The sequence below is a fragment of the Hallella multisaccharivorax DSM 17128 genome (genome assembly GCF_000218235.1).
GTDB classification, from domain to species: domain Bacteria; phylum Bacteroidota; class Bacteroidia; order Bacteroidales; family Bacteroidaceae; genus Prevotella; species Prevotella multisaccharivorax.
Map to the genome: position 1 here is coordinate 2,241,808 of NZ_GL945017.1, position 14,033 is coordinate 2,255,840.

The 14,033-nt window shown below is 48.3% G+C and carries 15 protein-coding genes and 1 pseudogene; 5 read left to right on the forward strand and 11 right to left on the reverse strand.

What is annotated here, in order from left to right; translation table 11 throughout:
* Positions 1–6: 6 nt before the first annotated feature.
* From nuoK to PREMU_RS09740, 11 genes are all read right to left on the reverse strand, one after another.
* Positions 7–315: an NADH-quinone oxidoreductase subunit NuoK gene (nuoK, locus tag PREMU_RS09690; RefSeq protein ID WP_007574935.1), complete on the reverse strand. Its 309-nt coding sequence runs from the start codon at positions 313–315 to the stop codon at positions 7–9.
* Positions 312–833, reverse strand: a complete 522-nt coding sequence (locus PREMU_RS09695; RefSeq protein ID WP_007574936.1) for an NADH-quinone oxidoreductase subunit J family protein — start codon at positions 831–833, stop codon at positions 312–314. The genes nuoK and PREMU_RS09695 overlap by 4 nt, the downstream gene beginning before the upstream one ends.
* A 6-nt stretch (positions 834–839) precedes the next feature.
* A complete protein-coding gene (locus PREMU_RS09700) occupies positions 840–1,403 on the reverse strand; it encodes a 4Fe-4S dicluster domain-containing protein (RefSeq protein WP_007574938.1) in 564 nt (187 codons plus the stop codon).
* A gap of 37 nt (positions 1,404–1,440) precedes the next feature.
* Positions 1,441–2,526, reverse strand: coding sequence for a complex I subunit 1/NuoH family protein (locus PREMU_RS09705; protein ID WP_007574940.1), 1,086 nt, complete (start codon positions 2,524–2,526; stop codon positions 1,441–1,443).
* A gap of 31 nt (positions 2,527–2,557) precedes the next feature.
* Entirely contained in the window at positions 2,558–4,132 is a 1,575-nt protein-coding gene (locus PREMU_RS09710; protein WP_007574941.1) for an NADH-quinone oxidoreductase subunit D-related protein, read from the reverse strand.
* A gap of 9 nt (positions 4,133–4,141) precedes the next feature.
* Entirely contained in the window at positions 4,142–4,978 is an 837-nt protein-coding gene (locus tag PREMU_RS09715) for an NADH-quinone oxidoreductase subunit B (RefSeq protein WP_007574943.1), read from the reverse strand.
* Positions 4,969–5,319 carry an NADH-quinone oxidoreductase subunit A gene (locus tag PREMU_RS09720; RefSeq protein ID WP_007574945.1) on the reverse strand — a complete coding sequence of 117 codons (351 nt, stop codon included), beginning with the start codon at positions 5,317–5,319 and terminating at the stop codon, positions 4,969–4,971. Before PREMU_RS09720 ends, PREMU_RS09715 begins: the two co-directional genes overlap by 10 nt.
* Positions 5,320–5,459: 140 nt before the next feature.
* The gene (locus PREMU_RS09725) at positions 5,460–7,940 is read right to left on the reverse strand and encodes a DUF4982 domain-containing protein (protein ID WP_007574947.1); all 2,481 of its coding nucleotides are present in this window, start codon (positions 7,938–7,940) and stop codon (positions 5,460–5,462) included.
* Positions 7,941–8,164: 224 nt separating this feature from the next.
* The gene (locus tag PREMU_RS09730; RefSeq protein ID WP_007574949.1) at positions 8,165–9,682 is read right to left on the reverse strand and encodes a DUF4301 family protein; all 1,518 of its coding nucleotides are present in this window, start codon (positions 9,680–9,682) and stop codon (positions 8,165–8,167) included.
* Between the two features lie 239 nt (positions 9,683–9,921).
* The gene (locus tag PREMU_RS09735; RefSeq protein WP_007574951.1) at positions 9,922–10,413 is read right to left on the reverse strand and encodes a DUF4112 domain-containing protein; all 492 of its coding nucleotides are present in this window, start codon (positions 10,411–10,413) and stop codon (positions 9,922–9,924) included.
* Positions 10,413–10,793 (reverse strand): YccF domain-containing protein, encoded by a 381-nt coding sequence (locus tag PREMU_RS09740; protein WP_007574952.1) that lies wholly within the window; start codon positions 10,791–10,793, stop codon positions 10,413–10,415. The genes PREMU_RS09735 and PREMU_RS09740 overlap by 1 nt, the downstream gene beginning before the upstream one ends.
* A gap of 267 nt (positions 10,794–11,060) precedes the next feature.
* Between PREMU_RS09740 and PREMU_RS16000 the strand changes: the two genes are divergently transcribed.
* The 5 genes and pseudogenes from PREMU_RS16000 (at position 11,061) to PREMU_RS15710 (ending at position 14,029) form a co-directional block, all read left to right on the forward strand.
* Positions 11,061–11,159, forward strand: coding sequence for a winged helix-turn-helix transcriptional regulator (locus PREMU_RS16000; RefSeq protein WP_223918667.1), 99 nt, complete (start codon positions 11,061–11,063; stop codon positions 11,157–11,159).
* On the forward strand, positions 11,156–11,302 hold the full coding sequence (locus PREMU_RS16005) for an AlkZ-related protein (protein ID WP_419185122.1): 147 nt from the start codon (positions 11,156–11,158) through the stop codon (positions 11,300–11,302). The genes PREMU_RS16000 and PREMU_RS16005 overlap by 4 nt, the downstream gene beginning before the upstream one ends.
* A 447-nt stretch (positions 11,303–11,749) precedes the next feature.
* Positions 11,750–12,940 carry a serpin family protein gene (locus PREMU_RS09750; protein ID WP_169311319.1) on the forward strand — a complete coding sequence of 397 codons (1,191 nt, stop codon included), beginning with the start codon at positions 11,750–11,752 and terminating at the stop codon, positions 12,938–12,940.
* Between the two features lie 144 nt (positions 12,941–13,084).
* Positions 13,085–13,594 (forward strand): annotated as a pseudogene (msrA, locus tag PREMU_RS09755) (peptide-methionine (S)-S-oxide reductase MsrA); the annotation flags it as partial.
* A gap of 165 nt (positions 13,595–13,759) precedes the next feature.
* Complete coding sequence (locus tag PREMU_RS15710; RefSeq protein WP_007574961.1) at positions 13,760–14,029, forward strand: hypothetical protein; 270 nt, start codon at positions 13,760–13,762, stop codon at positions 14,027–14,029.
* Positions 14,030–14,033 lie beyond the last annotated feature (4 nt).

Below are 14,033 nucleotides of genomic sequence, written 5' to 3' on the forward strand. Positions count from 1 at the left end.
ACTTATTTAGAATTTCATATTCTCAATACTGTTCACCTGATCACTGTGATAGTTACGGTAAACGTTGATGATGATTGCCAGTGCCACAGCGGTTTCTGCTGCGCTCACGCCGATAGAGAACAGGGTGAAGAAAGCACCCTCCAACTGACCGGGGAAAAGCAGACGGTTAAAAACTGCAAAGTTCAAGTCCACGGAGTTCAGTACAAGCTCGATAGAGATGAGCATGGCAACGAGGTTACGGTGAGTGACGAAGCCAAAGACACCAATGAAGAACAGCAGTGTGCTTACTCCGAGAAATGCATAAACAGAAATCATTTCTTGTCCTCCTTTCTTGCAATCATTACGCCGCCGATGATACATGCCAGCAGGAACACTGAGATGAACTCAAACGGAAGCACATATCCATATTTACCAGAACTGACCATAGCCTGACCCACCTGCTTCATGGGAACCTCTACATTGGCAACGTCAAGCGCGGCGTTGATGAAGTGGTTCTTCACGAGTATCAGACTCACTACAACGAGGCCGATGAGCGAGATCAGAAGACCCTGGGCGACACGCACACCTTTGAAGCGGGCCACAAGGTTCTGAAGAGAACGCTTGGAGACAAGCTGGATGGCGAAGATGTACATGATCGTGATGCCGCCGGCATAGATGCTGACCTGTGCGACACCAAGGAATGTGTAATCAAGAATGAAGTAGAATCCGGCAATGCCGAAGAGCACGAACAACAGCCATGTAGCTGCGCGCATAATACTCTTTGTACAGACGGACATAACAGCTGAGCCAAGGACGACTACAGCTAAAATACAGAACATTACTAATCTAGCCATGATCCTTTACTTGGTTTTAGTGTTAAACTTACCGATTGTCAACGGAGCGCCGCCATTGATGAGGTCAGGCAGCGAACCACCCTGATAAACCTCCTTGTCGAGGTGCAGTACGAGCTTCTTGCGGTCGAAGACAGCATTCTCGAAGTCGTTGACAAAATGGATGGCATCAAAGTTACAGGCATTGACACAGAGCTGACAAAACATGCAATCGCCGAGATCGTACTGATAGTCGTCGAGCACCTTCTTCTTTCGTCCTGTCTCCGGGTCTTCAGCCATGTGCGCCGTGATCTTGATAGTGTTGTTCGGACAAGCTTTCTCACACATCGTACAAGCGGTACATTTATAATCACCGATCTTCAGCCCACGCTTCACAGCCTGTGGGTCGTTGGGGTCTTCCACACGCTTGAACACGAGGCGCCCGCGGTGACGCGCCGAGACATGCAGTGTGGTCTTGCGGTTCTCAGGATACTGCTCCGTCGACTTCGGTGTGAAGTATTCCTTCATCGTCACCTTCAAGCCTGTAGCCAGCGTCTTGGTAGCATCCTTGATACCTTTAAAATATTGTGACATAACCTAATGGGATTATCTTTTAATGTTTTTCTATAAATTAAAGCGTCAAGCCCAATGCGACGCAAGCTGTCATCACCGTAAGTGTCAGGAGCATGCACGGCATGAGGTATTTCCACTCGAGTGTAAGGATCTGATCGATACGAAGACGGGGGAAAGTCCAGCGGGCCCACATCAGCACCCAGATGACGAGCAGGGTCTTGGCAGCGAACCAGACGAAGCCGGGGATATAGTTCATCACGGTATCAAAACCACTGATGCCAATGTTCAGCGGTGCCCAGCCTCCGAGGAAGATCGTAGCAGCCAAGCCGGAGATGACCACGAGGTTCAGGTACTCTGCGAGATAGAAGTAGCCGAAGCCCATACCACTATACTCCGTATGATAACCGGCAGTCAGCTCACTCTCAGCCTCCGCCAAGTCGAACGGGCCGCGGTTGGCCTCAGCGTTACCGGCGATGAGGAAAATGAGGAAAGCGATGATAACAGGGATATGACCTTGAATGATGAGCCATCTCCACGGACCTGTCTGTACACCGATGATGTCACTGAGTTGCATGGAGCCACAAAGGATGACGGCTGTCACCATGCACAGACCGAGAGAAATCTCATAAGAGATCATCTGCACGGCGCCACGCATGGCTGAGACTACAGAATACTTATTGTTTGAACCCCAACCGGAGAGAATCACGCCAAGCACACCAATAGACGAGATGGCGGTCACCATGAACACGCCGACATTGAAGTCGAGCACCACGGCACCCTTGTTCCAGGGAAGGAACGAGAACGTGCCGACGGAGGCGATGATGGTGAGGAACGGAGCGAGGGTATAAAGGAACTTATCTGAGCGGTCCACACCGAAGATCTCCTTGATGAGCATCTTCACCACGTCGGCCACGACCTGGAAGATACCCCACTTACCCACACGCATGGGCCCAAGGCGGCATTGGAAGAATGCACAGACCTTACGCTCAAAATAAATCATGAACATAGCAATGAGGGCATAGAGCGTCAGCACGATAAGGCCCACTATCACACATTCTATCAAGACGGCCCAGAAATTGCTCAAGCCACAAGTCTGACGGAGCAAAGCATCGAACCATTTTGTTACTACTGAAAAATCAAACATTGTATGAATATTATATGTTTGTCTTATTTGATTATCTGTCCAAATCAGGGATAACGAAGTCGATGCTGGCACCCGTAGCGATGAGGTCAGCAATCTTCTCTCCGCGCAACATCTTGTCGAAAGCTCCGGCAAGGGTGAGACCCATCGGGCGCATCTTCACACGGTACGGGCTCTTGTCGCCACGACTCTCGAGATAGACGCCGAACTCACCGGCACCACCTTCCACAGAATGCCACCACTGGCCTTCGGGCAACTTGATGATAGGCTTCTGCTTAATGTAGAACTCGCCCTCAGGGATATTGTCGATCAACTGTTCGATGATGTCCAGGCTCTGGTACATTTCTTTGATATGGATCATGTACCGCTCCATCGAGTCAGCACCCGTGCCGGTGATTTCCTTCCACTCCACTTTATCGTAAAGGTCATAAGGATGGTTCTTGCGCACATCGTTGTGCCAACCGGCTGCACGTCCCGCAGGACCTGTAACACCATAGTTAATACAGTCCTCAAGGTTCATGTAGCCCACGCCCTCAAGACGATTGTGCGTAATGACATTGTCGCCGAAGACATCCAGATATTCCTGAATCATCGGACGAAGATATTTGCACAACGTCTTGGTATTCTCGACGAAATTAGGATCAATATCGTCCTGCAAACCGCCAATACGATAATAGTTCTGGATCAGGCGACCGCCCGTAGTCTCCTCCATGACATTGAGCACATGCTCACGGTCACGCATACAATAGAGGAACGCAGTGAGGGCAGAGAGGTCCTGAGCGCATGTACCGAGGAACAGCAAGTGGTTGTCGATACGCTGCAGCTCGTCCATGATCGTACGGATGTAACGGATACGGTCCGACAACTCCACGCCGAGGGCTTCCTCAATGACACTGACGAGTGCATGATGATGATGCATGGCGCAGAGATAGTTCAGACGGTCGGTCAGAGCCAGCGTCTGAGGATAAGTCATGCTCTCCATCATCTTCTCCATGCCACGGTGGATATAACCGAGGTGGGGATAAACATGCTTGATGGTCTCACCATTAACCACTGTGCGCAGACGAAGCACACCATGCGTTGACGGGTGGTTAGGACCGAAGTTGATGACGAAATCATCATCACCAAGCAAACGGTGCCTGGTCTGTGTCAGATGACCATACTTGTCAAGACCGTATTCTGTTGTCCAGTCGGTCTCCGGCTCATCCGTCATCGGGAACTGGTTAGCCTCAGGGCTCATGTCAAAGTCCTTCCGCAGGGGATAACCTGTAAAATCGTTACGCATGAAGAGACGGCGCATGTCAGGATGGCCAAGGAACTTGATGCCGAGGAAGTCGAAGACCTCACGTTCAAGCAGGTCAGCATCATGCCACAACTCAATGACCGAAGGCAACACACAGTTGTCACCGTCCACGACCTTGGCAATCTGCTTCACCGAGACACGCTCGTGGCTCTGTGTATTCTCAAGAATGTAAATACAGCCGAGGCCTTCCTCGCCGAAGTCCTCACCGACGATAGTCACCAGGAAATCGAAATGCCGTTCATTCTTCAGTTTCGCCATCTCAGCAGCGAAATTGTCAAATCCGAATTCTTTATTCTCTAATTTCATTTCGACTTCTTATTGATTGTTTCTTGCTTTAATTGCTTCAGCAGCCTGTGCTGCAGCTTCCTCCTGAGTGAGCTGCCTGGGAGCATCAGCAACTTTAAACTGCTCGCCCTCTTTCTCGAGTTGGTCAAGCTCTCTTCCGAGTGCCTCGACTTCTTCCTTATTTGGAGATCCTGTCACCATAATCGGCTCACGATTGCCTATCTTGGCACCAGAGATATTCTCATTGCTGATACCATGCAGTCCTCCGAGGCCAAGACTTGTCTCTTTCTCATCGCTGTTCATCTTATGGTTGGCCCCGCCAAAGAACTTCTCCACCTTGACCTTACGCTGCAACTGCATCATACCGTAAAGAATAGCCTCCGGACGTGGAGGGCAGCCCGGGATATACACATCTACAGGCACTATCTGGTCGATGCCGCGCACTACGCTGTAACTCTTCTTAAATGGCCCGCCCGATATGGTGCAACCACCTACGGCTACCACATACTTTGGCTCAGCCATTTCATCATAAAGGCGCTTGAAGACAGGAGCCATCTTATTCGTAATAGTTCCGGCGCACATGATGATATCTGCTTGACGTGCAGAGTTACGTGTTACCTCAAAGCCAAAGCGTGAGAAGTCATAACGGGCACAGCCTACAGCCATGAACTCAATACCACAGCAGCTCGTACCAAAGGTAAGCGACCATAAAGAGTTGCTGCGACCCCAGTTGATCATCTGATCGAGAGAGCCAAGCACCACATTCACGCCACCATCGTTAAGCTGTGCAGCAATGTTTTCCAGCGTATCGTTGTCCTTAAACTCGTTGTAAGGGATGCTCTTGATGCTTGGTTTTCTTACTTCCATTCCAGCGCTCCTTTCCGCCAGGCATAAGCCAAGCCTAAAACCAAAACTATCAGGAAGAACCCGACACTCACAAGAGCCATGCAGCCAAACTCTTTCACAACGACTGCCCAGGGATACAGAAATACTGTCTCAATGTCGAAAATCAAGAAAAGGATGGCAAAGAGATAGTAACCGGCGTGAAGCGGCATCCAACTGCTTCCACGCGTAGGTATACCACACTCAAATGGCTCACCCTTCACCGGATTATACGAGCGTGGACCTATCAGCTTGGCGATGACGTAAGCACCCACCACCAATGTGATAGCCGTCAGCAACACGGTGACTAACAAAGTGAAATTCATAAAGTTTATAACGTTATATTGATGTAACTAAAGATATATCTCCGCTTCGGCTTTTAAACCGCTGCAAAGGTACACATTAATTCTTGAACATTATCATTTTTTATCTAAAAATGTAATGTGGAGTTTGCAAGTCACCCGTATTAGACCACCCGTATAGAAACGGACTTCTTTAATCCGCGTTTTTTATCCCTCACTACAAGATGGATTGCACCCTTCTTCTCACCGGCTTTCACTGTGACAACCAGCTTTCCATTGAACAGCTTCATGGTTGGCCTGGTAAACGACTCCAGCGATGTAGCATCCCCATTGCAGATAGCCTGGAATGTTCCGGCTCCACTTACCTGCACATCTATGCGATCATCAGCCTGAGGGAGCACTGTACCATTCTTGTCAATGAGCGAGACAGAGACATAGGCAAGATCATCAATGCCTTTACGCAGCACGGTGCGGTCTGCATCTATCTTCAACCACCTTGCCTCAGAAGCTGTGAGCACCGCAGATTCCCCAACTTTATTTCCATGGTTATCATACGCCACCACCTTCAGCTCTCCTGGCTCATATTTTACATTAGGCCACATCAGTCGGTAACGGGTCGCATACTTCATGGCCTCTTCCGGAGTTGTCGGGTCTAACCATGATTTCGGAATACCATGAGTCTCAAGCCGAACACTTTGATTCTTTTTCACTTTACCCTGTGATTTTCCATTGACGAAGAGTTCCACCTCGGGGTAGTCGGTATAAACGAATACTGGCGTCACCTGTCCTTCACGCCCTGGCCATGTCCAGTGAGGCAGAATATGCAAGGTATGCGCATTCTTATTCCACACCGAACGATAAAGATAGAACCGATCTTTGGGAAGTCCTGCAAGATCCATGATGCCAAAATAACTGCTGCGCGACGGCCAGTACTCATCATAGGGCGTCGGCTCGCCAAGATAGTCGTAGCCTGTCCATACAAACTGGCCAATGGTATATGGCTTGTCTGCCATCGCCATAAAGTCCTGTTCCGGCAGATTGCTCCACGGGCACCACTCCACATCATAAGCGGAACACTGCCCGTCCTTGTCGGCGGTAGGAGTCACTCCCCAAACAACAGGGAATTTATACACGCCACGACTACTTACTGTAGAGGCTGTCTCTGAACCAAGGAGGAATCCCTGTGGCAGACGCTTAATATCGTTGTCATACCGATAGACACGATAGTTGTAGCCCGGCACGTCCATCACCTGGGCAAAACCCGACTTGATAGCTTCATCTGCCCTGTCCATACCCTGTGTCACGGGGCGTGTGGGGTCGAGCCGGTGGCAGAGATTCTGCAGATGCTCGGCTATCACCCTACCCTCATAACTCCATTGCTCAGGAATCTCGTTACCGATGCTCCACATCACGATAGAGGGGTGGTTGCGATTCGCCTCCACCAGAGCAGTGATGTCCTTGTCACTCCATTCCTTGAAGAGTCGGGAATAGCCATTCTCGCACTTGGGATAGATCCACATGTCAAAGCTCTCCGCCATGACCATCATGCCAAGAGAATCGCACACATCCATCTGCATCTGCGAGGGAAGATTATGAGAGGTTCGGATGGCGTCGCATCCCATGTCTTTGAGCTGTTTAATCTGCCTGACAATAGCTGCTTTGTTGACAGCAACGCCAAGCGGGCCAAGGTCATGATGCAGACAAACGCCTTGCATCTTTCGACTCACGCCATTGAGTTGGAAACCATGAATAGAGTCGACCTTGATGGTACGAACACCGAAGCGCAGAGAGAGGTTATCCAACTCTTGACCCTCGTTGTCTGCCAAAGTAAGTTTCAATGTATAAAGGTTCGGCGTCTCAGGGCTCCACAACTTCGGTTCAACAACCGGGAAGCCACCGTTGAAATTCCTCCCTTGCATCTGCGAAGTGCCTAAGTCTTTCTCTTCACCGGTCGCATTATCAAGAAGTGACATCTTCAGCGACCCGTGAAAATTTTTCTGTGCTCCCGCAAGCGTCGTGCACAGAGTCATCAAAGCCTTATTACGCATGAGGCGCAGTGTACTGACGGTCGTCTTCCATGAATCAAGATGAACCATGCTCGTTGTGACAAGCATCACAGGGCGGTACAGTCCAGCACCAGGATACCAGCGGCTGCTCGCTTCCATATTGTTCAGCGACACGTCGATACGGTTGTCGCCCTTAATAATATAATGTGTAATGTCCACCCTGAAAGGCGTGTATCCATAAGCCCAATGGCCTGCCTTCCTGCCATTGACATAGACCACAGGCTCAGCCATCGCACCGTCGAAATCCAATTCCACATGCCGGTTGTCAACCTCGTCGATCCGCACATGCGTGGTGTAAAAGCCTCGTCCAATCCATGGCAGAGCACCCGAACGGCCACTTTTCTCTGTTTTCTCCTTCTCTCCATTTTGCTCAATGGCAACCGTCTGTAAATCCCATTTCTTATCAAACGGACCACTGATCGCCCAATCGTGGGGTACCGTTACCGCCTGCCAATGAATGCTGTCGCGGGAGAACTCCCAGTTCCTCAGATTGACACACATTCTCGTCTGGCCGGTGGCAAACAATGGTAATGAGGTCAAGAAGCAATAAAGAATATTTTTATTCAATAAATTCATCATGTCAATGATTGGCCCTATCTCCCAACCGTAGAATTGAAAAAATAATGATTAAATATGATTTTTTAGTGATTCTATGAAAATTCTTCGTCAAATATTTTGCAGTCTCAACAAAAGGCCGTATCTTTGTCAACGTTATCCTGAAAACAATCTTTTTACCTTAGATGAGACTAATACCTATTGAAGATTTGGAGCGGTGGCCTGTGAAGGTAATCGCTTTTTTTTGTCTATTGATGAGTGTCTCTGAGCAGGTCGTTAACAGTTTTCACCGGATTGAAGGTTGTTAAAGGCACTTCCACGAACACTGTATTCCAGTCACTCATTGCCCCATTCCACAATCCAGGAAGTTCAAGAGCCTTGAGAGCCTTGCCGTTTTTTGACTTACTGCTGATGAATCCGGTCTGAGCGTCAACATACTTTGGCAGGTCAAAATGTTCGCCTTTGTAATTTTTAATGGCGCAAACCAAATCCACTGGATTGAAATGGGTACTACTGGTAAACATTTCCACATATTTATTATTGCTCATGTCAATCTGTGAGCTCTCCAAAATCTGCGGGCTGACAGTGCCGTCCTGGTTGTATGCCAGGAAAGGTCCACCACCAGGTTCTCCTACATTGCGCACCACACCACATACACGCAGCGGACGATTGAGCTTCTTCCGAAGGTAAGGCACAAGGTCTCCGTCCTCCAATTGCTTGAGGTCTGCACGCCGGCAGCAGAGCACTTGCTGAACGAAACGAATGATCTCTTCCACCTTCGTATGGTTGTAAACTCCAGAATCAAGTACGCGGAGATAGTCAAATATTTTTTCCTGTACATCCACCAACACGCCACCAATGACCTGCTTCCATCTGACGGTATCGGCCTTCAGACGGTCGGGCACTACGTTGTCGATATTCTTGATGAAGACGACATCGGCGTCAATATCATTCAGATTCTCTATCAGCGCGCCATGACCACCCGGACGGAAGAGTAGCGTGCCGTCATCGTTACGGAAAGGTGTATTGTCGGGGTTGGCTGCAATGGTATCCGTCGAGGGTTTCTGCTCAGAGAAACTGATGTCATACCTCACACCGTATTTTTTCTCGTAGGCATCCTTCTTCTCTTCCACCTTCTGCTCGAAAAGCTGCAGATGGTCATGCGAGACGGTATAATGAATGTGCGCCTCTCCTTTGGAGCCCGCATAGAGTGCAGCCTCCACCAAATGTTCTTCCATGGGGGTACGCACACCATCGTCATAACGGTGGAAAAGCAGCAGACCTTTGGGCAACTGGCCATAGTTGAGGCCCTCTTTGTTGAGCAAATTGGCAACAACGACCTTGTAATCAGACTCTTTTATCAAGGCAGGAATATCTTTCCCGTTGTTCTCAAGGCACTTGGCATTGAGCGCGTCGTAGAAAGCGAAATGACGAATATGAGTGAAGAACTCCTTTTCAAAGTCGGTTTGCGGCACATCATAGTCTGCATTGAGGAAAGCAAACATGTTCTTGAACATTCGGCTGGCAGCCCCCGATGCCGGCACAAACTTTACAATCTTGTGCCCCGCATCCTTATAGGCTTGCCATTTGTCCATGGCGGCCTTCTGTCCTTTCCCATCTTCTACTGTGATTCCCTTGCCAACAGCCGCAGCTGCTTCGAGTTTCAAAAACGGGAAGCCCTGTTCTATCTCCCTGAGCTGATGCTCCACCTGGGCTATAGTCATTCCCCGACCTTCAATCTGTTGCTTGTCTTGTTGAGTTAGCATGTGCATATGGTTTAAAAAGTTATCGCGTTGTTTTCATTGATCTCTGTGATTGGTTGATGCAAAAATACAACAATTTTTGTAACTTCATTCATGTCAACTCTGCATTTAACAATAATTTCCACTTATGCTCACCCCTTGCCACAAATCTGCTGACATTGAGAAACTTTTCACTTTGGGATTCCGGAGGATTGCGGCACAAAGTATAAATCTCGCAAGGTAAGAGAGAAGAAAGTCGGGTGTCATAGAAAGCAGAATATCCAATTATGTACCGTCGTCAGCAGCCAACCGCCAAGTAGCCATAAGAGCTTGAACATAAGCACGATGAGTATTATCAGCACGACCATCACAATGACTGAATAGACGACCTTTCGCCGTACATCAGAGACCACTTTTTTGTCGCCTTCAATGTAGCCGGTGATCAATCGGAGATTTTTGCCGTATGACCGATAGAAGATATCAAGCACATCACCGACACAGAAGGGTATCATGCCGATGAGCGTGTCGCGAAGGATGTTGTTGATGACGGCTATGGTCAGTGGAACTGACTTGACGACAAAGAGAGAGAAATAGATGTAAGGCAACGACAGCAAGGCCGTCAGCGTGTCGCCGAAACCCGACGGCACAATGAAACCCAGCAACGGGTCAACATAATATCGGTCCATGGCCGTTGCCATGCCTTTCATCATGCGATAGATGGGATGACCGAAGAGCCTTGCCTTATCTTTCTCCATTACAGTTCATTATTGACGATACGTTTCCCGAAAGGGGCGAGTGCCAGGCGCATCAAGCGGAAGTGCATCTTGCCCCATGGCAGTCCGATGATGGTGATGCTGAGGACGATTCCCCAGAAGAGATGGGTCAGCGCAATCCATATGCCACCTACGAAGAACCACAGTATGTTCATGAAAAGGTCCAGACAGCCCGTGCCTGCACCGTCATCAACGATATGCGAACCGAAAGGCCAAAGGGCGAGGATGGCAAGCCGTAGGTTGGCTATGCCGAAAGGGATGCCAACGATAGTGACCATCATCACGATTGATGCAGCAAAGTATTCCACGGCGATACTCAATCCACCGAAGATCAGCCAAAGTATGTTTCCTAAAAGTTTCATATCATCTTACCTATTTGTTTAAAACTTATTTCATTATCCTCTACACCATAGACAAAGAAAGTCACCACATTGACAATGACAAGATAGATGAGGGCGAAATGAAGTGTCGTCATTCCTAACCTTTATTTAATATTGATATTTTGCAAAAGTAATCATTACCTGATAGATATCAAAAGATTTTCTTGTTTATCTTCTAATTGATTCATATACCCCCACCAGCCACGTCTCTTCGAAGAAGAACAGTTGACCTGTCACCCCGGCAGTCTGATGAGTCGCACGGCATATAAAGAGATTCCACCCCGTGTGGAATATGCACTTACAGCACATGGAAACTCCTCTATACGCTGGCGGAGAACGGTAACATGATAACGCGTGACCTGTGTAGGGCATGTGGCTTCAATGGCCCCAAGATGAGGGGCAAATTCGACACGTACGTCACCCGTCTGCAAAATGCCGGCCATATCGTCACAGAGGACTTTTCTATCCCCATGACTGCAACTTTATCATGACGAGGATACGGCTGACTAATACCATGACCACGCTTTGGTCATGACGTGACCACATGCTGGTCATCATATGACCAAGGCGTGGTCATGTATTCTGTTTCAAAGTCGAATAGTCAGGTAAAGAATAAAAACGGGAAACGAACCTGATTATCAACTTTTATTTTGTAACTTTGGGCACGAGAAAGATATATCTATCCCCGATAGAGACATAGTTAACTCAGAGGAAGATACTGAAAAAGAAGCACGATGGATAAAAACATGACAATAAACCCAAAAGAAGAGCGTTTTAGTGACATATGGAAACAAGAGACACATGGATTCAACCAATTGTTGTCACCCTCTGTTGGCAACGCACGAACGTTTGTGAATGAGATGGAACGTAATGGTACTGCCCAATGCCAGCCACGACCGATTACAACAAATAGCGCACATGGTTGCGAAATTAGGAATATGAACTATAATAAATTAATAATATTAACTCTTGCTGCATCAGCAGTACTGATGAGCTGTAAGGAGAATGGCCCAAGCAACATCACTCTGGAGGAGGCTGCGGCAAATGAAAAAGTGTCGTATAAACTGACTGCGCAGGAATCGGCACAGGTGGATGCGAGCAATGCGCTCGGACTGGATGTGCTGCGGAGCCTCGTGGTCAAGGAGCCGGAGAAGAGCACTGTAGTGTCCCCCTCGGGCATCAGATATAACCTGTCCATGTTGGCCTGTGGTGCAGATGGCTCCACGTTGTCGGAACTGCAAAAGGCTATCGGTGCTGGGAAGGTAGACTTGGACAGTGTGAATGCGCTCAACCGCCGGATGATGATTGGCCAGCAGAAGCCCACCGGCGGCATGGTTCACGGGCCATCGATGTTGACGACTATCAACACTTTTGAGGATAAAGGCATCAATATCAGCGAGAGATACAGGTCCTGTATAGAGAATAGTTATTTTGCTACAGTGAGTCATAGCTGGGGGATAAAGCACACAGCGATTCTGACAAATAAGACCACATTCAAGGCGTTATGGATGTCCTACTTCCACGGTCTGAAGAAGGCGCCATTTCAGACGGTCTCTGGCGATAGCGTGGAAGTCACAATGATGGAAAACTCTGATGACAAAATGATACTCAGCGGAATGAGCGACAGCCTCTGCTCTGTCGTCCGGCTCCCCTACGACGGACAGTTCAGCATGGTGGTCATCCTCCCGGCAAAGGGTTCTGCTATATCTACGTTGCTCGGCACGCTCACAGTAGACCGTCTCAAACGCATTCAGTACCGTTTGCACCATTATAACGAGATTCTTATACACTTGCCCGTCTTCACAACCAAGGTGAAGAACGACCTGAAAGAGAGTCTGACAAATCTTGGATATAGACGGATGTTCATCGGTGGAGAGGCCAATTTTTCGCAGATGAATGACGGAGCGAGACCCCTGTATGTGGAAAAGATGACACAGGATACAGAAATTGCCGTCGACCAATACGGGACCACCGCAACGGCTGAGACCATCAGTGAGATTGAGGAATTGTCTGCTATCGTCAGCAAGCATCCCACAAAGCTGGAATTCTATGCCGACCGTCCATTCTTCTATGCCATTTACGATGCCTTTGGCAATATCTGTTTCTGTGGTGTATTCACCGGTAAATAACAAATGCAGAAAGTGCATCAAATAAAAAAATAGGATATGCGATTTCTTCGCTATATCACGTTATTATTAATGACAGTCTTTGCCTCATGTCGTATGCAGGAGCCGTCAGAGAAGATTGAACAAAAAGACAGTATGATGACAGAAAGAAAAGAGATTTATTTGGCAGGTGGCTGCTTCTGGGGCACCGAACACTATTTCAAGCAGATAGATGGCGTGGTTGATACTGAGGTGGGCTATGCCAACGGATATACCGAGAACCCGACATACAAAGAGGTGTGCACCGACAAGACAGGCTTCGCCGAGACGGTGCACGTCACTTACGACCCTTCGAAAGTCAGTCTACGATTCCTTTTGGAAATGTATTTCAAGGCGATCAACCCTACCAGCATCAACCGGCAGGGCAATGACCGTGGCACACAGTATCGCACCGGCGTCTATTATGTGGACAAAGAGGACGAGCCCATTATCAGAAAGACCTTCGAGGAGGAGCAGAAGCAGATTCATGGCCAACTTGCCGTTGAGAACCTGCCCTTGAAGAATTTCTACACGGCTGAGGAATACCACCAGGATTATCTCGACAAGAATCCGACCGGCTATTGCCATCTACCACAAAGTCTGTTTAACTTTGCCCGCAAGGCTAAAATGAAGAAATGACATTCTCCTAAGAGATATTGTCCTTTTTTAAAAAAAAGGCAAAAAAAACTTTCTTACTTACAAAAAAAGAGATTACCTTTGCATATTAAGGCATCTGGGCCATTTCCCTATAGCAACAAAACCTTTAGAGTTTCTGCTTAGAAATATAACAACAGCTAAAAACTCATGACCAAAATAAAGACACTGACCATACAGTTTGACACTCCTCTCCATCGCTCCGAGATTCCACTGTTCCGGGGAGCCGTCATTGCTGCCATTCCATCAAGTAACATCCTCTTCCACAACCACAATGGCACTGCCCTTCGCTACAAAGAAAAATGTGCCGACAGCGACATTATGCCTTTCAGCCTGCAAGAGCACCAGGACAGAGCTACACCACAGGAGGTTCTGTTCCTGCAACTCAACAAAGAACTATTTAACATCAACACCAAATAAAATC